Genomic DNA, 18,021 nt, shown 5'->3' on the forward strand with positions numbered 1-18,021 from the left:
GCCGGCGTGCCGCCGCTGTGCACATTTGCCATCCCAAGGCTTGACTGGCTGCCGAAAACACACATAATCCTGCTCCCTAAACATTATTCCGGAGTAGCTCAGTGGCAGAGCAGCCGGCTGTTAACCGGCTGGTCGTAGGTTCGAACCCTACCTCCGGAGCACACGTGTCTCTCGCCGCCAACCAGGGCGAGGGTTGGTAAGCCCCCAAGGAGCGATCCGAGGGGGCTTAGCCGTTTGTCCCCTGATCCCCGCGGGTTTGCGCGTCGGCGGGCGTCGCGCGCGCCGGGACGGCGATCGCGCAGAGAGCGCCGCGCGCGTGGAGGGCTGCGCGTCGAGGGCGCGCGGGACGGCGTTCGCGCTCTCATCTCCGTCCCGTGGGGAGAGAGAAGCCGAGACGCGGTTAACAGCCGACCCTCGGTTTCCGGGACCGTGACCCGGCGATCAACTGTCCCGCGCAGGGTGGGACAGTTGACCATCGGGGCGCTGTCCTGCGCGAGCTGCGCGTCAGCGTTCAAGCAGCGCCTCCAGCGCCGACGGCGTTTTCGCGTCGACCGCGACAGGTTCCTGCTCGAGCCACAGACCGCGGCTCGCAAGCTCTCGCACCAGAGCAGGAGCTTCGGCAAGGTCAAGGTCATCGGGCCACACGCCCGGTAGACCCCTCGTCTCGACAAGCTCGGTCCAGAACTCCGGCACGAACCACCGTAGGTCGGAACGGAGCGCACGGAGATGCCGAAGGATGCGCACGCCGTTGGGGTCGAGGTCGCCGAAGTGGATGAGCGGCACATGGAGCAGGCGCTCGAGAAGTCGAGCGACCGTCGCCGTGTCCCATCCAGGGTAGAACATAGTTCGATTTCCTAACATCAGATCTGGATCTTGACTGACAGGGTCTTCTTTGCTAACTTCAGATGGCAAACGGAGGACTCAATGTCAGACGGAAGAACCCATCGAGCCATCGGTACCCTCGCCGGAGGGGGCTTCGCCCTTGCCAAGGCCCAGCAGCAGCGCCCCGAGCATCTCCTTCTGGAGCTGCTCGGCGGGCTGGTCGCCGGCAACCTGGGGGCCCGTCTGCCCGACGTGTTCGATCCGCCGACGCACCCGGGGCACCGGAGCCTTGCGCACGGGATCGCTCCCGCCGGCCTACCCCTGCTCGCGTGAGGCCACCGATGACCGTCACCCAGGAAGAACTCGGACGTCGAATCCGCGAAGCACGTGAAGCGTGTCGCATGACCCAAGATGACGCCGCGAAGCACATCGGCGTCTCCCGACCGACTTTCGTCCAGATCGAGGCTGGAAAGCGCTCGGTCTCGAGCCTCGAACTCGACAAGCTCGCGTACTTGTTCGGGCGCGACATCCGCGAGTTCGTGGCCAACGAGTTCCAGCAGGAAGACTCGCTCACCGCACTCTTCCGCGTGCAGGCCTCGGTCGTCGGCGAGCCCGAGGTGATCGACAAGCTTCGCGAGTGCATGGCGCTCGGGCGCGAGCTGACGAACCTCGAGCGACTCGTCGGCATCGACCGCGATCTGTCGGCGGTCGCCTCGTACCCGTTCCCGGCGCCGAAGGCGCGCTGGGAGGCGGTGCAGCAGGGACAACGCCTCGCCGAGGAGGAGCGTCGTCGTCTCGGCTTGGGCTTCGCGCCGCTCCCCGACATGACCGAGCTACTGGAGTCGCAGGGCGTCCGCACGGCGATGGTCGAGCTGCCGAACGATGTCTCGGGCCTGACGCTCAGCGACCGCAAGGTGGGTCTCTTCGTCGTCGCGAACGACGTGCATCACCACCTGCGTCGCCGCTTCTCGTTTGCACACGAGTACGCCCACGTCGTTGCCGATCGTGATCGCTCTGGGCTCATCAGCCAGGCCTCGGCGCGCGACGATCTCATCGAGGTCCGCGCCAACGCGTTCGCCGCGAACTTCCTCATGCCGGAGGACGGCGTTCGGCAGTTCGTCGCTGGCCTTGGCAAGGGCAAGCCGAGCCGCCTCTTCGCCGAGGTGTTCGATGGGGAGGCCGCGCTCAACGTCGAAGGGCGCTCGGCGCCAGGCACCCAGACGATCCAGCTCTACGACGTCGTGCTGCTCGCGCACCACTTCGGCGTGAGCCGGATCTCCGCGCTGTACCGCCTGCGCAACCTTCGCCTGCTCTCCGAGGCCGAGTTCGACCACCTCAAAGCGCTCGATGACGAGGGCAAGGGTAAGCCACTTGCGACGGCGCTCGGTCTCTCCGAGCCCGATCACGCGGAGACGCGCAGCGAGTTCAAGCATCGCTTCCTCGGGCTGGCGCTCGAAGCCTACCGTCGTGACGAGATCTCACTCGGCAAGCTCCGCGAACTCGTGGCGATGGTCGGCCTCAGCGTCGACGACCTGGACCAACTCCTCGATGACGCCGGTCTCGACGGCGAAGACGACCCGACGCCGTGAGCACACCTCTCCTTCGCATCGTCGTGACCGACGCCAACGTGCTCATCAACCTGATGCACGTGTCGCGGCTTGGGCTCCTGGCCCAGATCCCGAACTACGAGTTCGTGGTTCCAGATCACGTGCGCGAGGAAATCACGCTCCCCGAGCAGCGGACGACGCTCGATGCCGCGGTCACTGCGGGCTGGCTGAAGCTCGAGGTCATCGATGACCTCGCCGCCATCACCGTTTTCACGGAGCTGATCACTCACATCGGTCGTGGCGAAGCGGCGTGCATCGCGATCGCCGCGCAGAAGGGCTGGCTCATCGCCTCCGATGAGAAGAAGCGGTTCCTCCGCGAGGCCGAGGCCCGCGTCGGAGTCGGCCACGTCATCACCACGGTCGACGTCTTCGTCCTCGCGATCAACGCGGGGCTCCTCACCGTCGAGGAGGCAGACGCCGACAAGGTCACGCTCGAAGGCAGGCGATTCAAGGTGTCATTCGCATCGTTTCGGGAACTCGTGAAGTAACCCCACCAGGGGAAGGAGCAGTCCACATGGCAACGGAAATGGAAGCTGAAGTCGACGAGATCGAGATCGAACTCCACACCCAGCAGGTCAGCGGGAAGGAGAAGGCGCCGAAGGCGAAGAAGTACGTCATCCGAGTCGACAAGACGAAGTTCACCGTCGAGGTCTCGTCGATGACTGGGCGCGAGATCCTCACCCTCGCCGGCAAGACACCGGTCGAGCAGTACAAGCTGACCCAGAAGATGCACGGCGGATCAACCTCGACGACCCGGTCGACTTCACGGAGCCCGGCGTCGAGCGCTTCATGACGCTGAAGCGTGACCAAACCGAGGGCTGACATGCGCCGGCAGTTCGAGCTCCCGTCGTTCGACACGCAGTACCTGGAGACGACCGGCCTCGAGTGGGAGACCATCGTCGAGGGCGCGGGACGGTGGCTGCTTCTCCACGATCGTCCTGTACCCAACGGATACAACGTCGAGCGCGCCATCGTCGCGCTGCAGATCCCGCCCGGGTATCCCGACGCGCAGATCGACATGGTGTACTTCTTCCCCGCACTCGCGAGGAAGGACAATCAGGCCATCGGCGCGACCCAAAGCGCGCAGGTTCTCGACGGGAAGTCGTTCCAGCGTTGGTCTCGGCACCGCACTCCTGCTTCCCCGTGGCGGGCGGGCGAGGACGACATCTCGAGCCACCTCGTGCTCGTCGACGACTGGCTCGAACGAGAGTTCAAGATCCGATGAAGAACCGTCCAGCTCATCTCCGCCTCGCGGGCATTCACGTCGAGGAACTTCATCGTCACCTGTTCCCCGGTGACGGCAAGGAAGCCGTGGCGTTCGCGCTCTGCGGTCGTCACCACGCCACCGAACACGACGTCCTACTCGTGCAGGAGGTGCTCCCGGTCCCCTACGCAGATTGTCCGGTCCGCAAGGCCGACCAAATCACCTGGCGCACGGAGGCCATCGAACCGCTCCTGAGGTCCCGGTCCGAGATGTCGTCGGTGCGCGAGAAGTCTTCGTAACCCGCGGCTGGCTCGCGGCTACTGGGCACAACTCGAGGTCGGGAAGACCAGCGCGAAGCCCGAGCTCCCGGAGGCACGCCCGGGCGACGAGATGGAGTGGTCGCGCGAGGGTGAGCCGCGCCGCGTCCCCCGCGCACCACCGCAGGCGCCTTCCAAGAACGAGCCCCCGTCGCGCCGTCGGCGACGCAAGCGGCCGTCGCGACACGAGATGATCGTCGGCGCGCGCGAGCACTTCGAGAGCGCCAAGGAGTCCGACAGCGGGGTGGGGCACGATGCGGGACGCCGCCGGGCGCAATGCCGGCAAGAAGGCAGCGCTCGAAGCCCACTCGAAGAACGTGTCGATCATCGACATGGACGTGGCGAGCGATGCGTCCGTCGCCGACGGGTTCGCGCGGATCCTCGCGCAGGGTCCGGTCGACGTGCTGATCAACAACGCCGGCATCATGTACCTCGGCATCACCGAGGCCTTCAGTGTCGCGCAGGCCAAGGAGCAGATGGAGGCCAACTACTACGGTGCCATCCGCACCATGCAGGCGGTGCTCCCCGGCATGCGCGCAGCGAAGTCAGGCCTCATCATCAACACCTCGTCGCTGGTCGGCCAGATCTCCCCGCCGTTCTTCGCAACCTACAGCGCCACGAAGCACGCGCTGGAAGGCTACAGCCAAGGCCTGCGCTACGAGGTCTCGCCCTTCGGGATCGACGTCGCGATCGTCGAGCCAGGCCCCTTTGGCACCGGGCTTCGAGCCTCCGGGCAGACACCCGCGCATGGTGACGTGACGGCCAGCTACGGCGAGCTGGCCGGTGTCCCTGCGGCGATGGGCGCGCACTTCGCCGCGTTCCTGCAAAGTGAAGAAGCGCCCAAGCCGCAGCTGGTGGTGGATGCGTACGTCGCCCTCGTGGACATGCCCGCTGGCAAGCGGCCCACGCGCACCGTGGTGGGCATCACGTGGGGCGTGGATGAGATGAACGCTGCCAAACAGCCTATTCAGGATCGCGTCCTCAAGGAGATGCAGCTCGAAGGCACCTTGGGCGGGGTGTCGGCATGAGCCCCGATCTCATCAGCCAACTTCCAACCAGTTGTCCATCGAAGGGAGCCTGAAGATGAACAGGAAACACACGAGCTTGAGCATCTCCACGCCCACGAAGGGGCTGCTCGCGATGATGGCGCTGGCAGGTCTGCTGGCCGCTTGCGCCTCAACCCAGTCGACCCAGAAGGCCGGTCAACCTCAAACCCAAAGGAGCACGACGATGAGCACGAAGGAAACCGTAGGCGCTTTTCTAAGCGCAGTGGCGAAGAACGATTCCGCGACCATGCGTCAGTTAGCCAACGCCGACTACATCCAGCACAACCCCTACGTCCCTACTGGGCTCGAGCCGTTCATCGGGATGTTGCCGGTGCTACAGGGGGCCGGCACCACGGCCGAGAACGTCCGGATGTTCCAAGACGGCAACTACGTCTTCATGCACAACCTCTGGCACAACGCGAAGCCGTTCGGTGCGGACGAGATGGTGGCCTTCGACATCATCCGCGTGGATGACAACGGCAAGGTCGCTGAGCACTGGGACGCCATGACCGCGCTGGTCAAGCAGACCGCGAGCGGCAGGACGCAGACGGATGGCCCCGTGAAGCCGAAGGACCTGGACAAGACCGAAGCCAACAAGGCGCTCGCGAGGTCCATGGTGGAAGACATCCTGATGGGGAAGAATCCCGGAAAGATCGGCGAGTACATCAGCGCGGACAAGTACCACCAGCACAACCCGCAGATCAAAGACGGGCTCGCCGGCCTCGGCGAGGCGGTGGCGTACCTCACCTCGCAGAACAACATGTTCAAGTACACCAAGATCCACAAGGTGCTCGGTGAGGGTGACTTCGTCCTCGTGGTGAGCGAGGGATAGTGGAACGACACCAGCAACGCCTTCTACGACCTGCTCCGTTTCGAGAACGGCAAGGCCGTGGAGCACTGGGATGTCATCCAGCCGGTGCCGGTCAAGGACCTAAGATTAGCAAACAACAACACGATGTTCGGCTTCTAACGAAGCTGAACCTCACCAAAGGGAATGAGCCGATGAACGAGAACCTCAAGGCGGTGGTCAAACCTCAAGGCGGTGGTCATAAGGGCCTGTGCTACGAGGTCTCGCCCTTCGGTATCGACGTCGCGATCGTCGAGCCAGGCCCCTTTGGCACCGGGCTTCGAGCCTCCGGGCAGACACCCGCGCATGGTGACGTGACGGCCAGCTACGGCGAGCTGGCCGGTGTCCCTGCGGCGATGGGCGCGCACTTCGCTGCGTTCCTGCAAAGTGAAGAAGCGCCCAAGCCGCAGCTGGTGGTGGATGCCTACGTCGCCCTCGTGGACATGCCCGCTGGCAAGCGGCCCACGCGCACCGTGGTGGGCATCACCTCTGATATCTCTGTGGTTTGCGAGCGGAAAAGCCCTGGATGAGTTCTGTCAGCCTTTTGCCGCAGTAGTCCGTGAACTGAGGGCTGAGCCACCGAGTTTGATTGGGGAAGAATGGGACATCCTGGAGGGCAAAGTGGCCAAGGTGCTGCTCGCAGGTCACTTGTCCCGCTCCTGCTTTCGCGGCAGCGCAGAAGCCTTCTCCTATGATCCAATTGGACGAGACGTGGTCCGCGAGCTCGTCAGGCCGGAAACACTCAGGCTGCCGGGCGCAATCCTGTGCTTGTTGCCTTGGGCCCTGGCGCACATCGGAAGATGTGACGGACCTGCAGCGCGCATGTGAATTCATCGACATGGCGATCAAGGGCTGGCGGCAGACTTTCATTCGACCAAGCGATAAAGTAGTCGAAACAAAACCGGGCTTCCTCCTCAGATGCTTCACGAGCTTTAGCGTCAAGGCCTCGCCTTTGGAGGGTGACGTCGTCTTCTTGCAGGTTCCGCATGTGATGAGCCCGCGGAGCAAGACCGGGTTGAAGAGCTGAAGCGCCTTCTTCTCGTCGGCGCGTAGGCGTCGGGCGGGGGTACCTCGAGCTCGCCGACGCGAGGCCCGCCGAGGCCGCGCGCGGGATGGCGCTCATCACGAAGGTGGTGGGCTGAGAGCGCGTCTCCCTCACACGCCGCTCGTCCACGGCCCGCCCGGTGGCCAGCGCTGCTTGAAGGTCACGCCGGCTGCGCAGGCGCGCGCGATCGGCACGAGGAACTCGGCGAGGAACGGCACGACGTCGGCGAGCGTCTCCGGGCACTCGGTCTTCGGGAGCTTCTTTCGGAACGCGGTCCACTGCGCCAAGGTCGACGCCTGCTCGGTGAACTCTGGTGTGAAGGCGATCGGCTCGGCGTCCATGGCGGTCTCGCGGTTGGCGAAGGTGGCGGCGATCGCCTTCGCGAGCAGCGATCCGTCGAAGGCGAACTGCCTCGCGAGCAGCCACACGTCGTAGAAGTCCTTCATGCGGCTGTTCAGGCTGCGCAGGTAGACCATCGCCTGGAACTTCTCGGCGATCACGGTCTCGCGCGGGTAGCCCGAGAGCGCGGGCGCGGGGAAGTCGAGCAGCACTGGGTAGGTGATGTCCACCGCGTCGGGCGTGATGACGTCGCCGAACCCGACATCGATCTGCATCGTGACGCGCGCCTTGCCGAGCAGGCCGACGAAGCGGACACGCACGCCCTCGTAGTCCGCGTCCTCCTTGATGCGCTCGGTCTTCACCGTGGCCGGGTCGAACACCATGCCGTCGGGCTCCACGTCGACGGTGCAGACCTCGCAGACCACGAGCTCGAGGTGCTCGAGCGAGTTGTCGATCCGGCCGAGGAAGTCGAGGTCCTTCGTCGCGCGCGCGAGCGGTGCCTCCCACACGTGCAGCATCAGCGCGCCCTTGAGGACGAAGCGCGCGCGGTGTGGGCTGGTCGACAGCCGGTAGAGGAAGCGCTCCATCGCGTAGTACTGGAGCAGCTCCTGGAACGGCCGCTTCGTCGCACGCGCGTGTTTCTGGAGACGAGCCTGCACCGAGGCCGCCAGGTTCGAGACGTTCTTGACGGTCACTGCATCGCCTCCAGGTAGGGGCGCATCGCGCGCTCGACATGGCGCATACGGGCGTACTTCAGGAGGACGTCGAGCTTCTTCTTGCGGCGTTCACGCCAGAGCCGCAGCGCCTCCAGGGCCACGTCCATGCCGATCTGGTTCCGGTACCGGAAGCAATCGACGAGGGTCTTCTCCGGGGCGTAGATGCGTACCTGTACGCCGTCGAGCTCGTGCGTCTCGATGCCCTCGTGGAAAGCCGGCCCCGAGAACCAGTAGAAGCGCGTTGGCGGGTAGTCGAGGCGCGGCTTCGTCTTGCCTCGCTCGAGCGCGATGTCGATCACATGCGGCACCTGCGTCGTCAGCTCGTGGAACGAGAGCGCGGAGATGAGGCAGAGGACGCCCTGCGGGACGCGCTTGGCCACCGTGACGAGGTCCGGGTGCGCGAGCGGATCGAGCGAGGCGAGGCGATACACCCCTCGGGAGACGGGCACTACGACCCGGGCGCCACGCATCGCGTAGAGCGTCTTCCGGTTGAGGCCGAGGCGCAGAGCTTCGGCCATGCGGAGGCCGCCGCCATGCTGGCGGAACAGCTCGACCTCTCGCTCGAAGACCCGGGCAGCCATGGGGACATATTACCTTCAAACTTATGAACAGTGAAGTGGTTTTGTCCCCGGGTCCGGCGCCTTGACTTCCGAGGCAGAATCTTGAAGGGCTGCGCGCTTCCGATGGCTTTGGGTCGGGGGCTCGGGGTACAAGAAGGACGTCATGGCCACCGCGGACCAAGTCAAAGCGCTCATTCGAAGCCACGCTGATGGCGACGACACGCGCTTCTATGCGATCGCCATGCAGGTGGCGGCGCAGGCGGCGCGGAGCGGTCACGGCAAGTTCGCCCAGGAGCTGCGCGAGCTGGTCGACCAGGTGAAGGCGCGCGCGAAGGCCACGGAGCCGGCCCGGGGGCCCAAGCTGGTCCCGTTGGCCCAGCCCCGAGGCGAGCTTGCAGGCCTGCTCACGGTGGGCTACCCGAAGACGCGCGTCGCCGACATGGCGATCCCTGAGGTGCTCGGCGTCCGCCTCGAGCGCGTGCTCACCGAGCAACGTGAACGCGACCGTCTCCGCGAGCACGGGTTCTCACCGATGCGGAAGCTCCTCCTCGTCGGTCCGCCCGGCACCGGCAAGACGATGACCTCTGCGGCGCTCGCCGGGGAGCTGGGTCTGCCCCTCTTCAGCATCCAGCTCGACGGGCTCATCACGAAGTACATGGGCGAGACCGCGGCCAAGCTCCGGCTGGTCTTCGACGCGATCCAGTCCACCCGCGGCGTCTACCTCTTCGACGAGTTCGACGCGCTCGGCGGCGAGCGCGGCTCCAAGAACGACGTCGGCGAGATCCGCCGCGTGCTCAACTCGTTCCTGCAGTTCCTCGAGCAAGACGACTCGGACAGCATCGTCCTCGGCGCGACGAACCACGTCGGACTGCTCGACCGCGCCCTCTTCCGGCGCTTCGATGCGGTGCTCGAGTACTCGCTGCCTACGGAGCAGATCGCGACCCGCGTGATGCGCGCGCGGCTGGCGATCCTCGACACGAGCAACATCGAGTGGCACGCGGCGGCGAAGGCGGCAGAGGGCCTTAGCCACGCCGAGATCGCGATGGCCTGCGAGCAGGCTGCCAAGAACGCAATCCTCGATCACACCACGGCCGTGCGGGACAGCGAACTCGTGGCCGCGCTCGCGGAACGACGCAGTACGCACGCATAGCGGGCGCCAGGGGGACTGACGCGTGGCCGCTCCTCGCAACCGCAAGCACATCCTCGTTCCCGGCCCACCGACGGCCGAGGAGTACAAGCCGCACGGGCGGAAAATCGACGTCACCAAGCCGGCGCCGCCGGGGAGCCGTGCGAAGCACGGCAAGGCGCTCGAACGCGCGCTCAAGGCGGCCGTCGTCGAGGCCAACAAGCGCCGCGTCGAAGCGGGCATCGAGGTCCACGGCGCGGTGCCTGGGCTGTATGTGCAGTTCGAGAGCCAGCCCGGCGTGCCGCTCCAGGTGTCGTCGCTCGAGGACTCGCGGCAGGGCATCGAGGTCGTCGCCGTCAGCCACTCGAAGACCGAGGAGCCCGAGCCACGCCGCATCGAGCGCGCGACGGTGTTCGTGCCCGACGGCAAGGTGAAGCACTTCCTCAAGCGCTTCGAGAGCTACTCGAAGACGACGCCGAAGAAGGAGCGCGAGCGCCGCTACGAGGACATGATCGATCCGGTCGCGACCCTCCGGCTCGCGACGCTTCGCAGCCTCTGGACCGACACCTCCGAGGCCTACTCCGAGGAGGACGAGACGGCCTGGTGGGAGGTCTGGCTCCGTCGCCAGGACGGCAACGAGCTCGAGCGCTTGATGGGGTTCGCTGCTGCGCAGGACATCGAAGTTGCGCCGCGTCGACTCATGTTTGACGATCGCCTCGTCACCCTCGTGCGCAGCACGCCTGCCCAGCTCGCCGCGTCAGTCGACGTGCTCAACGACCTGGCCGAGGTCCGCAAGGCTAAGGAGACCGCCACGGTCTTCGTCGACATGGGCCCCGAGGACCAGGGCGCGTGGGCGAAGGAGCTGCGGGATCGCGTCACACCGCCATCGGCCGACGCGCCAGCGGTCTGCGTGCTCGACACCGGGATCACGCGCGGGCACCCGCTGCTCGAAGCCTCACTCGACGCCGCCGACTGTCACAGCTGCGACCCCGCATGGGGCACACACGACCACCCCGGTCACGGCACCGAGATGGCCGGCCTCGCGCTCTACGGTGACCTCACGCCCGTTCTCGCCGGCACACAGAACGTCGCGCTCCGGCACCGGCTCGAGTCGGTGAAGATCCTGCCGCCCGATGGCCATCCCGTGAACCCGCCTGACCTCTACGGTGCCGTCACGGCCGAAGCGGCGAGCCGCGCAGAGATCCAGGCCCCGGAGCGACGTCGCACCTTCTCGATGTCTATCGCAGCGACCGACGAACGCGATCGCGGTCAACCCACCTCTTGGTCGGCGGCGGTCGACGCGCTCGCGGCTGGCCGCTCGTTCGATCCGAGCACGCAGGGGCTCGACTACCTCGACGAGGGCGACGACTCCGCGCGACGCCTCTTCGTCCTCTGCGCCGGCAACATCGACGAGACCACGCTCTCCGTCAATCACCTCGATCGCAGCGACACCGACCCCATCCATGACCCCGGCCAGGCGTGGAACGCGCTCACGGTCGGGGCCTTGACCGAGAAGGCCGTGATCAACGACCCGAAGTGGGCGAGCTGGCAGCCCGTCGCGCGACCGGGGGAGCTGTCGCCGTGGAGCACTACGGGCGTGACCTTCGCGGACGCGTGGCCGATCAAGCCCGACGTCGTCTTCGAGGGCGGCAACGTCGTGAAGAACGCCAAGGGTGAGGTCGACTTTCCGTGCCCCGATCTCTCCTTGCTCTCGACGTACTTCAAGCCCGCCGACAAGTCCTTCGTGCTGAGCTGGGCGACCAGCGCAGCGAGCGCGCAGGCCGCGCGCCTCGCTGCCCTCATCTCGGCCGACTACCCGAGCTACTGGCCCGAGACCCTGCGCGCGCTCGTGGTGCACTCGGCGGAATGGTCCGCGCAAATGCAGACCCACCTGCGCGGCGCCAGCGGTAAGCGCGCCCGGGCGAAGCTCGTCCAGCGCTACGGCTTTGGCGTCCCCAGCGCCGAGCGTGCCCTTCGGAGCGCCAACGACGCGCTCACCCTGGTCGCGCAGAGCAGCATCCGCCCGTTCGCTGAGGGCAAGATGCGCGAGCTGCACTTCTTCGACCTGCCCTGGCCGCGCGACGTTCTCGCGGAGCTCGGCGCGACGCCGGTGCGCCTGCGCATCACGCTCTCGTACTTCATCGAGCCGAACCCCGGCCGGCGCGGCTGGAAGAAGCGGCACCGCTATGCTTCCCACGGCCTGCGCTTCGACGTGAAGGGGCCGACGGAGTCGCTCGAGGAGTTCCGCAAGCGCCTCAACAAGAAGGCGCTCGACGAGGACGATGCCAAGCCCGCCACCGGAGGCGACTCGTCGGAGTGGTACCTCGGCGAGCAGGCCCGTAACCGAGGCTCCCTTCACTCGGACATCCTCTCCTGCAACGCTGCCGACCTCGCCGAACGCGGGGTCATCGCCGTTTACCCCGTGAGCGGCTGGTGGAAGGATCAGCCGAAGCGCGATCGCAGCGACCTGGGCGCCCGGTACGCCCTCGTCGTGTCCATCGAGACGCCGGGCGTCGAGACGGACATCTGGACGCCGGTCGCGCAGCAGGTTGGCGTGCCGGTGGTCATCGCGACTTAGGCACGGCCCGCGGGAGTGGGCCCGGACGAAGGCCGCTCGACGTGGACTCGCCCGCTGTCTGCGAGCTCGCAAGGCGCCGCCGCGGCTCTGTACGCCCAGGGAACCCAATGGTACGCTTTGGAATCTGATGCCGTCCCGACCCACTCGACCGCAGCGCAAGGAGCGGATGCCCGACGAGGTCCTCACGATCAGGGAGGTCGCCACGCTGCTGAAGCTCGCGGAGAAGACGGTCTACGCGATGGCGAACGCGGGCGAGCTGCCGGCGTTCAAGATCCGCGGGCAGTGGCGGATCAGGCGCACGGAGCTCGAGCGCTGGATGGACGAGCAGCCGAGGGGAGGCGGGGATGGCGACGCGTGAGAGCCCGCGCACCAACTTCGCGCACCTCGAGCAGCACGACGAACAGCTCGTGCGCCTCGGCATGCTCGCGGAGCGCTACTTCGCCGACGATCCGAACACCGCGCTCCTGAAGCTGCGGCAGCTCGCCGAGCTCCTCGCGCAGCTGGTGGCCGCAAAGGTCGGCCTGTACACGTCGCGCGAAGAAGCGCAGTACGACCTGCTTCGACGCCTGCAGGACCAGGGCTCGAGGTCGTGAGCCCCGGCGGCCTGCTACCCGACGTGAACCTCGAGGAGCTGCTCGCGCTCCACCGCATCCACGTCAGCCGCAACCCGCGCACCGTTCGCGTGCTCGTCGACCTCGGCATCGTGCGCGACCAGGGTGAGGGCATCCCGCGCATGTTCGCCGAGATGGAGGGCTTCTTCCTCCCGGCGCCGGTGCTCGACCCGCTGGGCCACCTGTTCCGCGTCACGCTCCGCAACACGGCGACGCTGACTGCTGACGACAAATCCTTCGTCGCGCGCCTCGGCGACGCAGAGCTGACCGACGTCGAGTTCCGCGCGCTGCTCGAAGCGCACCGTGCAGGCCGCCTCGACAACGCCCGCCTGCGCGCCATCTCGGGGCTCGACACGCTCGGGGCGAGCGCGCTCCTGAGCAGGCTGCGAGACCGAGAGCTGCTCGCCCTGCACGCGGCCGGGCCGAACAGCTACTACGAGCTGGGGCCGAAGGCGCAGCTCCCGGTCGATGCGCAGGGGCTGGAGCCAGGTACACAGGGGCTCCCGGCCGAGGATACGCAGGGGTTGAGCCCGGGTACGCAGGGGTTCGAGCCGGATGCACAGGGGCTCGACCAAGGTACGCAGGGGTCGGTGCCGGACGTCACCTCGCTGATCGCTGCGCTGCCCGACGACCTCCGGCTCGAGCTCACGAAGCTCGGCCCGAAGCCTGCGGCGCCTCGGCTCCGCAAGGTGCTCCTCGACCTCTGCGCGCTGCGCTGGTGGACACCGCGGGAGCTGGTAGCGGTCCTCGGTCTGAAGGACGCCGCCAACCTGTCGCGCAAGCACCTCTGGCCGCTGGTTACCGACGGCAAGCTCGAGCGGCGCCACCCTGACAATCCCGCGCACCCGCAGCAGGCATACCGAGCGGTCGGGGCTGGAGCCGCGCCGTGAGGGCTTCGCTGGGGCCTCTTGGGATCCAGCCGGAGGCCGGTCGACACCTGTTGACCACGCGGGGTGGCCCTCCGGTTCTCGGGTCCCTCGCCGAACGCCGAGCCGCGAGAATGCCGCCGACCTATGCGGCGAACATCCCGCCGAGGCCCGCGTTCGACTCCGCACGCCGCGTTCCTCCGCGGGCTTCCGCGCTTTCGTGGCTTCTCGGCTCGACGGCGCGCCCGGAACCTCGCCTGTCCCGTGCGGGTGGGACTGTTGATCATCGGGGCACTGTCCCGAGTAAGACGCGTCGCGCTGTTTCCGTCTGGTGTGCGCCACCCTCGTGGCGTATAGACGCAGCCGACGGAGGGAAACAGAGAGCGCCGCGACGCCAATCCCCTGATCTGTCGGGGCTTGCGCACGGCGATCTCCATCGGGTCACCCAGCATGAGCGAGCTCCAGCCAGCACCGGAAGAACACCTCTACGAGCGGATCGCCGCGATTCTCGACGAGGCGCGCTCGCGCGTCACGCGCCCCGAGGCGCGGGCGTTCTACGAGATCGAAGCGGCGCGACCCACCGCCGGGCGGACCTCGACGAGCTCGAGGCGATGACGGCCGATCCCGAGGAACCGCGCCTCACGACTCCCGAGGTCGACACGCTCGTTGTGCTCGCCGGCGTTGCGGGCATCTCCGAGGCGACCTCGCGTAGGGCCGTGTTCGCCGCGATGAAGAGGGCCGCGGAGCGTCGAGTCGCCGGCGTAACCGAGCAGAAGCGGCGTAGGCACTACGGCCACGCCGCCGAGCTCGTCGCTACCTGCGTCGCGTGCGACAAGACGGACGAGACGAAGCGTTGGGCGGCGGCGCTCCAGGCCGAGTACAAGCGCTTCCCTGCGCTTCGCGACGCGTTCGAGCGAGCGCTGAGGGCTCCATGACGACGAAGCGCAAGGAGCCGGCGGCCGAGACGTACAAGTGGGAGTTCAAGGCGCGCTTTCGTCGTCACGCCTTCGGTTGGAAGTCGCAGCCGGCGATCACGCGCATCAAGCAGGCCGTCGCCGAGATCAAGAAGGTCGCGAAGAAGGAGCCCGTGCTCGCCGCCGAGGGGGCCATCGCGTTCCTCGAGCGGGTGTCGCCCGCGCTCGAACACGTGGACAGCTCGTCGGGCTCGATTGGCACCGCCGTGAACAGCGCCATCGCGGAGCTGGTGCCGATCATCGCGGACGCGCCGGTCGATACAAAGACGCGCGAGACGTGGCTCGAGCGGCTGTTCGAGGCGTACAAGGACGACGGCATCCCCTACATCGAGTGGCTCGGCGACCATTGGGGCACGCTCTGCGCGTCGAAGGGGATCGCCTCGGCGTGGGCCGACCGTCTCATCGAGATGGTGAAGCTCGCGTGGAGCCCCGACCCGAGCCTACGTGGATTCTTCAAGGGCACGACCAACTGCCTGAGCGCCCTGGTCGCGGCCGAGCGCTACGACGACCTGCTCGCGCTGCTCGAGCTCGCCCCGTACAAGATGTGGCACTACCGCCAGTACGGCGTGAAGGCGCTCGCGGCCAAAGGGAAGAAGGCCGAGGCCATCCGGTATGCCGAAGAAGGACGCGGTCTGAACGACAGTCCCGTCGCCATCGCGCGTGCTTGTGAAGAGGTGCTGCTCTCCTCGGGGCTCATCGACGAGGCGTACAAGCGCTACGGGCTCGAGGCGAACCAGGCAGGAACCTACCTCGCGACCTTCCGCGCTGTCGCGAAGAAGTACCCGCACAAGCCAGTCAGCGAGATTCTCGCGGACCTCGTGAAGACCACGCCCGGCGATGAGGGCAAGTGGTTCGCCGCAGCGAAGGACGCGGGCCTCTACGACGAGGCGCTCGCGCTGGCGAGCCGCACGCCGTGTGATCCGAAGACGCTCGCACGCGCGGCGCGCGACTTTGGCGAGAAGGAGCCCGCGTTCGCGATCGGCGCGGGCCTGCTCTCGCTCCACTGGCTCGTCCAGGGGTACGGCTACGAGATCACGGGCGCTGACGTATGGGACGCCTACCGCGGGACGCTGGCCGCGGCCGAGCGTCACGGCAGCAGCGCCGAGGTGAAGGAGCGCGTTCGCAAGCTGGTCGCTGCCGAGCAGGCCGGCGGCTTCGTCACGAAGGTGCTCGGCCGGGAGCTGGGGCTGTGACCCGCGCTCGCGACAGGCGTCGCTACCCCACGCTTACCGACGAGCAGTTCCGGGAGCTGTTTCGCGCGGAGAACCTTCCTCCGCAGCCCTGGCGCTACACCCTCACGCCGAGACTCGTGCTCAACCTCACCCGCGTCGCGGGCGCGGCGGGCCAGCGCGCGGACGAGCTCGGCGTTGGGCGCGGCGCTATGCTCGCCACCGTCTTGGGCCTCGAACGTGAGCAGGTCGGCGAGGGTCGCCTGTGTTTCCTCGATCTGCGACGAGAGCACGGCCTCCTCCCCACCCACGGTGGTCCGCTCGTATCGCCCGGTGGTCTCAGTGCGACGGCGTTCGCGCTCTCATCTCGGTCCCGTGGGGAGAGCTCGATTAGTATGGCCCTGCACCGCCGTATCCGGATCAAATCGGTGCGACCTTTACGTGCCCCGCGGTCGCGTAGTCGAGGATAAGCTTGTCCCGGGTCACGAGCACGAGATCGTGCACACGCGCGGTGGCGACGATGAAACGATCGGCGGGATCTTTGTGGAACGTCCCCGGCAAGCGGGTAGACTCGACCACGACCTCGAGAGGCAAATCCAGCATCACTATCCCCTCTGTGTTTTCGCGAAGCCACAGATCCACAGGGCGGGCGAGTTCGATCTTGCCGATGGAAACTTTGTGGGCGATCTCCCACGTCGAGATTTGACTCAAAAACACCCGCCCTTCGCCCAGCGCAGCCTCCAGGCTGGCCACGGTGGGTGGCGGGATTCGCGCCTCACCCGTCAAGAGCCAGAACCAGGCGTGCGTGTCGAGGAGATATCTACTCGCCAAGGGCGCTCCAGAGCTCCGTGTCGGGCACGAACGCGTCGTCTGCCACTCGGACGACGCTGCCCGTCGCCCGGCCGAATAGCGGGCTCGGCTTCGCACCGGTCACCGGCACCAGCTTCGCCACCGGGCGACCGTACTTGGTGACGATGACCTCTTCCTTCGTGCGTTCGACTTCGTCCATGAGTTCGAGGCATTTGGTCTTGAACACGCCCGCCGCAACTGTGGCCATGTCCATGGTCATACCATGGTCATGCGCTCGGACCAAGGAGCTTCCGCTTCGGGCCCTATTTGCGTTCAGGACTCGATACGTCAATTGGCCGGTCAGAGGGGGCCGAGCGGGCCGAGCTCGCACTCGAAGGGCAGGAGCCGGCCGCCCGGCTCGGGGATTGCGCAGGCGAAAACGGTGTTCGTCATGGGAGCACACACTGCCTGAGCGCCCGAACGCTCGCCGCGTGCGCCGACGAGACACTTGCGCGCGGCTGCGCTTTGGACAATAGTGAACCGCGTGGTTCAGTTTTCGCGCGACCGCCTCGATGCCTCGTTCTCCGCGCTGTCCGACGTGACCCGCCGCGGCGTGCTCGAACAGCTCGGCCACCGAGACGCGTCGATCACCGACCTCGCTGACATATTCGGCATGACCCTCACGGGCATGAAGAAGCACGTCCTTGTTCTGGAACGAGCCGGTTTGGTCGTGACCGAGAAGGTCGGGCGCGTGCGAACCTGCAAGCTCGGCGCGCGTCGGCTCGAGGAAGAGCTGGCGTGGATCGAGAGGTATCGCGTGCAGTGGGATGAACGATTTGACGAGCTCGATCGCGTGGTCGCCGAGCGTGTCGCCGATGAGCTGATGTGCACCGAATCGAAATGACCCAGGCCAGAAACGAAAGTGATCGCTGCCCGATGAAGAACCAAACAACTGCAGAACGAACGTCCGATCGCGAGCTCGTGGTGACGCGCGTCGTGAACGCGCCCGCGCGCATCGTCTTCGAGGCGTGGACCAAGCCCGAGCTGTTCAAGCGCTGGTGGGTGCCGAAGTCGGTTCCGATCACGTTGCTGTCCTGCGAGCTCGGCGTGCGCGTGGGTGGCAAGTACAAGCTGGTGTTCAGCGCGAACGGTTCCCCCATGGAGTTCTTCGGGACGTACACGGACGTGCAGCCTCACGCGCGCCTCGCGTGGACCAACGAAGAAGGCGGCCAGGAACAGATCACGACAGTGACGTTCGACGAAAGGGACGACGGCAACACTCTATTGACCGTCCATAACCTCTTTGCCTCGAAGCAGGCGCTCGACGACGAGATCGCCTCGGGCGGAACCTCTGCCCTGCCCGAGACGCTGGATCAACTCGAAGAGCTGCTCACGACATAGCGTC

26 protein-coding genes and 1 tRNA gene are annotated in these 18,021 nt (G+C 66.7%); 20 read left to right on the forward strand and 7 right to left on the reverse strand.

Translation table 11 applies throughout. The annotated features are described in order from the left end of the window. Nucleotides 1–87 precede the first annotated feature (87 nt). A tRNA-Asn gene (locus KA712_04485) sits at nt 88–159 on the forward strand. A 345-nt stretch (nt 160–504) separates the two neighbouring features. Here the strand turns inward: KA712_04485 and KA712_04490 are convergent. Together KA712_04490 and KA712_04495 are read right to left on the reverse strand one after the other, a co-directional pair. Then, a complete protein-coding gene (locus KA712_04490) occupies nt 505–861 on the reverse strand; it encodes a DUF2220 domain-containing protein (protein MCG5052197.1) in 357 nt (118 codons plus the stop codon). 66 nt (nt 862–927) lie between these two features. After that, complete coding sequence (locus KA712_04495; GenBank protein ID MCG5052198.1) at nt 928–1,119, reverse strand: hypothetical protein; 192 nt, start codon at nt 1,117–1,119, stop codon at nt 928–930. Between the two features lie 104 nt (nt 1,120–1,223). On the opposite strand from KA712_04495, the gene KA712_04500 reads away from it, so the two are divergent. The 9 genes from KA712_04500 (at nt 1,224) to KA712_04540 (ending at nt 6,671) form a co-directional block, all read left to right on the forward strand. Continuing rightward, nucleotides 1,224–2,411 (forward strand): ImmA/IrrE family metallo-endopeptidase, encoded by a 1,188-nt coding sequence (locus tag KA712_04500; protein MCG5052199.1) that lies wholly within the window; start codon nt 1,224–1,226, stop codon nt 2,409–2,411. Beyond that, entirely contained in the window at nt 2,408–2,917 is a 510-nt protein-coding gene (locus tag KA712_04505; protein ID MCG5052200.1) for a hypothetical protein, read from the forward strand. The genes KA712_04500 and KA712_04505 overlap by 4 nt, the downstream gene beginning before the upstream one ends. 26 nt (nt 2,918–2,943) lie before the next feature. Then, complete coding sequence (locus KA712_04510) at nt 2,944–3,222, forward strand: multiubiquitin domain-containing protein (protein MCG5052201.1); 279 nt, start codon at nt 2,944–2,946, stop codon at nt 3,220–3,222. A gap of 9 nt (nt 3,223–3,231) precedes the next feature. Continuing rightward, nucleotides 3,232–3,654: a hypothetical protein gene (locus KA712_04515; GenBank protein MCG5052202.1), complete on the forward strand. Its 423-nt coding sequence runs from the start codon at nt 3,232–3,234 to the stop codon at nt 3,652–3,654. Next, nucleotides 3,651–3,932: a hypothetical protein gene (locus tag KA712_04520; GenBank protein MCG5052203.1), complete on the forward strand. Its 282-nt coding sequence runs from the start codon at nt 3,651–3,653 to the stop codon at nt 3,930–3,932. Before KA712_04515 ends, KA712_04520 begins: the two co-directional genes overlap by 4 nt. Nucleotides 3,933–4,204: 272 nt before the next feature. Next, the gene (locus KA712_04525) at nt 4,205–4,978 is read left to right on the forward strand and encodes an SDR family NAD(P)-dependent oxidoreductase (GenBank protein ID MCG5052204.1); all 774 of its coding nucleotides are present in this window, start codon (nt 4,205–4,207) and stop codon (nt 4,976–4,978) included. Nucleotides 4,979–5,033: 55 nt separating this feature from the next. Beyond that, nucleotides 5,034–5,828 (forward strand): nuclear transport factor 2 family protein, encoded by a 795-nt coding sequence (locus KA712_04530; protein MCG5052205.1) that lies wholly within the window; start codon nt 5,034–5,036, stop codon nt 5,826–5,828. Nucleotides 5,829–5,998: 170 nt separating this feature from the next. Then, nucleotides 5,999–6,373 (forward strand): hypothetical protein, encoded by a 375-nt coding sequence (locus KA712_04535; GenBank protein MCG5052206.1) that lies wholly within the window; start codon nt 5,999–6,001, stop codon nt 6,371–6,373. Beyond that, entirely contained in the window at nt 6,264–6,671 is a 408-nt protein-coding gene (locus KA712_04540; GenBank protein MCG5052207.1) for a DUF924 family protein, read from the forward strand. The genes KA712_04535 and KA712_04540 overlap by 110 nt, the downstream gene beginning before the upstream one ends. Before the next feature lie 327 nt (nt 6,672–6,998). Here KA712_04540 and KA712_04545 read toward each other — a convergent pair whose 3' ends face one another. After that, entirely contained in the window at nt 6,999–7,922 is a 924-nt protein-coding gene (locus KA712_04545) for a nucleotidyl transferase AbiEii/AbiGii toxin family protein (protein MCG5052208.1), read from the reverse strand. Further along, on the reverse strand, nt 7,919–8,524 hold the full coding sequence (locus KA712_04550; GenBank protein ID MCG5052209.1) for a type IV toxin-antitoxin system AbiEi family antitoxin domain-containing protein: 606 nt from the start codon (nt 8,522–8,524) through the stop codon (nt 7,919–7,921). Before KA712_04550 ends, KA712_04545 begins: the two co-directional genes overlap by 4 nt. A 142-nt stretch (nt 8,525–8,666) precedes the next feature. On the opposite strand from KA712_04550, the gene KA712_04555 reads away from it, so the two are divergent. From KA712_04555 to KA712_04590, 8 genes are all read left to right on the forward strand, one after another. Continuing rightward, complete coding sequence (locus KA712_04555; protein MCG5052210.1) at nt 8,667–9,653, forward strand: ATP-binding protein; 987 nt, start codon at nt 8,667–8,669, stop codon at nt 9,651–9,653. A gap of 22 nt (nt 9,654–9,675) precedes the next feature. Next, a complete protein-coding gene (locus tag KA712_04560; GenBank protein ID MCG5052211.1) occupies nt 9,676–12,207 on the forward strand; it encodes a S8 family peptidase in 2,532 nt (843 codons plus the stop codon). 166 nt (nt 12,208–12,373) lie between these two features. Further along, the gene (locus tag KA712_04565; GenBank protein ID MCG5052212.1) at nt 12,374–12,565 is read left to right on the forward strand and encodes a helix-turn-helix domain-containing protein; all 192 of its coding nucleotides are present in this window, start codon (nt 12,374–12,376) and stop codon (nt 12,563–12,565) included. Continuing rightward, complete coding sequence (locus KA712_04570; GenBank protein MCG5052213.1) at nt 12,552–12,800, forward strand: hypothetical protein; 249 nt, start codon at nt 12,552–12,554, stop codon at nt 12,798–12,800. Before KA712_04565 ends, KA712_04570 begins: the two co-directional genes overlap by 14 nt. Next, a complete protein-coding gene (locus KA712_04575; GenBank protein ID MCG5052214.1) occupies nt 12,797–13,708 on the forward strand; it encodes a hypothetical protein in 912 nt (303 codons plus the stop codon). The genes KA712_04570 and KA712_04575 overlap by 4 nt, the downstream gene beginning before the upstream one ends. Nucleotides 13,709–14,134: 426 nt before the next feature. Then, nucleotides 14,135–14,299, forward strand: a complete 165-nt coding sequence (locus KA712_04580; GenBank protein ID MCG5052215.1) for a hypothetical protein — start codon at nt 14,135–14,137, stop codon at nt 14,297–14,299. Continuing rightward, complete coding sequence (locus KA712_04585) at nt 14,296–14,619, forward strand: hypothetical protein (protein MCG5052216.1); 324 nt, start codon at nt 14,296–14,298, stop codon at nt 14,617–14,619. Before KA712_04580 ends, KA712_04585 begins: the two co-directional genes overlap by 4 nt. Continuing rightward, nucleotides 14,616–15,851 carry a hypothetical protein gene (locus KA712_04590; protein ID MCG5052217.1) on the forward strand — a complete coding sequence of 412 codons (1,236 nt, stop codon included), beginning with the start codon at nt 14,616–14,618 and terminating at the stop codon, nt 15,849–15,851. The genes KA712_04585 and KA712_04590 overlap by 4 nt, the downstream gene beginning before the upstream one ends. Here KA712_04590 and KA712_04595 read toward each other — a convergent pair. The 3 genes from KA712_04595 to KA712_04605 form a co-directional block, all read right to left on the reverse strand. Next, nucleotides 15,746–16,138 (reverse strand): hypothetical protein, encoded by a 393-nt coding sequence (locus KA712_04595; protein MCG5052218.1) that lies wholly within the window; start codon nt 16,136–16,138, stop codon nt 15,746–15,748. The genes KA712_04590 and KA712_04595 overlap by 106 nt on opposite strands. A gap of 109 nt (nt 16,139–16,247) precedes the next feature. After that, entirely contained in the window at nt 16,248–16,658 is a 411-nt protein-coding gene (locus KA712_04600; GenBank protein ID MCG5052219.1) for a type II toxin-antitoxin system VapC family toxin, read from the reverse strand. Next, on the reverse strand, nt 16,648–16,890 hold the full coding sequence (locus tag KA712_04605) for a type II toxin-antitoxin system prevent-host-death family antitoxin (protein MCG5052220.1): 243 nt from the start codon (nt 16,888–16,890) through the stop codon (nt 16,648–16,650). Before KA712_04605 ends, KA712_04600 begins: the two co-directional genes overlap by 11 nt. Before the next feature lie 270 nt (nt 16,891–17,160). On the opposite strand from KA712_04605, the gene KA712_04610 reads away from it, so the two are divergent. Both KA712_04610 and KA712_04615 read left to right on the forward strand, forming a co-directional pair. Then, nucleotides 17,161–17,520 (forward strand): helix-turn-helix domain-containing protein, encoded by a 360-nt coding sequence (locus KA712_04610; protein MCG5052221.1) that lies wholly within the window; start codon nt 17,161–17,163, stop codon nt 17,518–17,520. Nucleotides 17,521–17,552: 32 nt separating this feature from the next. Next, a complete protein-coding gene (locus KA712_04615; GenBank protein ID MCG5052222.1) occupies nt 17,553–18,017 on the forward strand; it encodes an SRPBCC domain-containing protein in 465 nt (154 codons plus the stop codon). The last annotated feature ends 4 nt before the right edge of the window (nt 18,018–18,021 follow it).

It is taken from the genome of Myxococcales bacterium (assembly GCA_022184915.1).
Taxonomy (GTDB): Bacteria; Myxococcota_A; Polyangia; order Fen-1088; family Fen-1088; genus JAGTJU01.

Excerpts from the sequence above, each read along its gene's own strand:
- KA712_04500 (MCG5052199.1), top strand. The coding sequence starts at position 1,224 with ATGACCCAAGATGACGCCGCGAAGCACATCGGCGTCTCCCGACCGACT.
- KA712_04605 (MCG5052220.1), bottom strand. The coding sequence starts at position 16,890 with ATGGACATGGCCACAGTTGCGGCGGGCGTGTTCAAGACCAAATGCCTC.
- KA712_04565 (MCG5052212.1), top strand. The coding sequence starts at position 12,374 with ATGCCCGACGAGGTCCTCACGATCAGGGAGGTCGCCACGCTGCTGAAG.
- KA712_04585 (MCG5052216.1), top strand. The coding sequence starts at position 14,296 with ATGACGGCCGATCCCGAGGAACCGCGCCTCACGACTCCCGAGGTCGAC.
- KA712_04580 (MCG5052215.1), top strand. The coding sequence starts at position 14,135 with ATGAGCGAGCTCCAGCCAGCACCGGAAGAACACCTCTACGAGCGGATC.
- KA712_04490 (MCG5052197.1), bottom strand. The coding sequence starts at position 861 with ATGTTAGGAAATCGAACTATGTTCTACCCTGGATGGGACACGGCGACG.
- KA712_04590 (MCG5052217.1), top strand. The coding sequence starts at position 14,616 with ATGACGACGAAGCGCAAGGAGCCGGCGGCCGAGACGTACAAGTGGGAG.
- KA712_04550 (MCG5052209.1), bottom strand. The coding sequence starts at position 8,524 with ATGGCTGCCCGGGTCTTCGAGCGAGAGGTCGAGCTGTTCCGCCAGCAT.
- KA712_04540 (MCG5052207.1), top strand. The coding sequence starts at position 6,264 with ATGCCTACGTCGCCCTCGTGGACATGCCCGCTGGCAAGCGGCCCACGC.
- KA712_04530 (MCG5052205.1), top strand. The coding sequence starts at position 5,034 with ATGAACAGGAAACACACGAGCTTGAGCATCTCCACGCCCACGAAGGGG.
- KA712_04525 (MCG5052204.1), top strand. The coding sequence starts at position 4,205 with ATGCGGGACGCCGCCGGGCGCAATGCCGGCAAGAAGGCAGCGCTCGAA.
- KA712_04535 (MCG5052206.1), top strand. The coding sequence starts at position 5,999 with ATGAACGAGAACCTCAAGGCGGTGGTCAAACCTCAAGGCGGTGGTCAT.
- KA712_04615 (MCG5052222.1), top strand. The coding sequence starts at position 17,553 with ATGAAGAACCAAACAACTGCAGAACGAACGTCCGATCGCGAGCTCGTG.
- KA712_04555 (MCG5052210.1), top strand. The coding sequence starts at position 8,667 with ATGGCCACCGCGGACCAAGTCAAAGCGCTCATTCGAAGCCACGCTGAT.
- KA712_04520 (MCG5052203.1), top strand. The coding sequence starts at position 3,651 with ATGAAGAACCGTCCAGCTCATCTCCGCCTCGCGGGCATTCACGTCGAG.
- KA712_04570 (MCG5052213.1), top strand. The coding sequence starts at position 12,552 with ATGGCGACGCGTGAGAGCCCGCGCACCAACTTCGCGCACCTCGAGCAG.
- KA712_04510 (MCG5052201.1), top strand. The coding sequence starts at position 2,944 with ATGGCAACGGAAATGGAAGCTGAAGTCGACGAGATCGAGATCGAACTC.